This is a genomic window from Microcystis sp. M53598_WE2, from assembly GCF_030067735.1.
Taxonomy (GTDB): domain Bacteria; phylum Cyanobacteriota; class Cyanobacteriia; order Cyanobacteriales; family Microcystaceae; genus Microcystis; species Microcystis aeruginosa.
In genome coordinates, this window is record NZ_JASJFE010000085.1 from 1 (window position 1) to 1,399 (window position 1,399).

Consider the following 1,399-nt stretch of genomic DNA (forward strand, 5'->3'; position numbering starts at 1 on the left):
CCAATTCATAATTCATAATTTAACCTTTGACTCACCCCGGCAATAGCAGCCAAGAGAAACCAAACAATAGTATTAATCTTGACATCGGAGAGGGTGACATCGACGAGATTAAATAAAACACAAGCGCCAAAAGCTACCAGATAGGTAAAGATAATTAACTCCCCCCCGGCTTTTTGTTGTCGTAAAAAGATTAATAAACGCACCCCTTGGGCATAAATCCAACCCACCCAAGCGGACAATAAAATTAAGCCAATAATTCCCGTTTCTGCCATTAACATCAAATATAAATTATGGGGATGACCTAACCATAATCCCTGACTTTTTTCGTAGAGAGGTGTAAAACTGCGTAATCCCCAACCGAATAGGGGTCTTTCTTGGGTCATTTCGAGAGTAAAACGCCATTGAGTTGATCTGAGAGTCGCTAGAGGGCGATCAGGGAACATTTCATCGGATAATCGCGCCCAAATCGCCCTAGGAACCAAAAAACGCACACTATCCCTTAAAGGATTTGGTCCCCAAGAAGCGAGGGAAATCACCCCCCCCAAGAGGATAAAACCGGCGACTAAGGCATTCCAACCCAGATAAAGGGCGAAAATTAGGCCTCCTAAAAAGGCTAAGGCCCAAGCATTGCGAGAATTGCTTAAAAATAGCCCTACACCGTCGATCAATATGGTTAAAGTTAAAAACCCGACTTTGAGATTTAAAAGGGTATTTCTTTGTCTGTGCCACTGCCGCAAAGTTAGAATTAATAAACCGAGGGCTAAAATCAGAGTTATTAATAAATAAGCCCCCAAAAGATTAGCATACATAAAAACCGAAGACATCCGCCCGCTCGGTTCACCCCCCGCCCCGTAGGGCCAGGTAAAAATCCCTTTTAATGCTTCCGGTTTTTGCCAACCGAGAAAAATTTGTCCCCATCCCATCACCACTACCCAAACCGACGGAATAACCATCACCCAAGCTAGTTGACGCAATTGAGAGGGTTTTTTAATTAATTGCCGAATATTGCTAAAAAAGAAGAAAAAAGGCAGGAAATTTCCTAAACCAATCCAAGCATCCCCCGGAGTTGGGGAAAGACTGGCACTAATCATCAACCAAAGAGTGACGATACCGAGACCTTGATTAAGACGTGACTGGATAATTGCCCGAAAATTGCCGGTAAAAACCCTAATTAACACGATAATAATGCCGATACCCGCCAACTCCGGCAGGATCATGGCGATAAAAACTGAAAAAAGTATTAAATTCCACTCCCACCCTTGACAAAAAATCTTTTTCATCGGAAATTTTGGGTCTGAAACCCCGCCGTTCTAGGTTAGCTTTACGTTAGAATTAAAAGGCCAGTCTCGAAAACCAAGTGGACGGCGCAGCACCTTGAAAACTCGGCTTAGGGGGTTCC

The 1,399-nt window shown here is 43.5% G+C and carries 1 protein-coding gene; it reads right to left on the reverse strand.

Features of this window, described 5'->3' with window-relative positions; translation table 11 throughout:
* Positions 1–5 precede the first annotated feature (5 nt).
* Positions 6–1,280, reverse strand: a complete 1,275-nt coding sequence (locus PX636_RS02025; RefSeq protein WP_288116072.1) for an O-antigen ligase family protein — start codon at positions 1,278–1,280, stop codon at positions 6–8.
* Between the last annotated feature and the right edge of the window lie 119 nt (positions 1,281–1,399).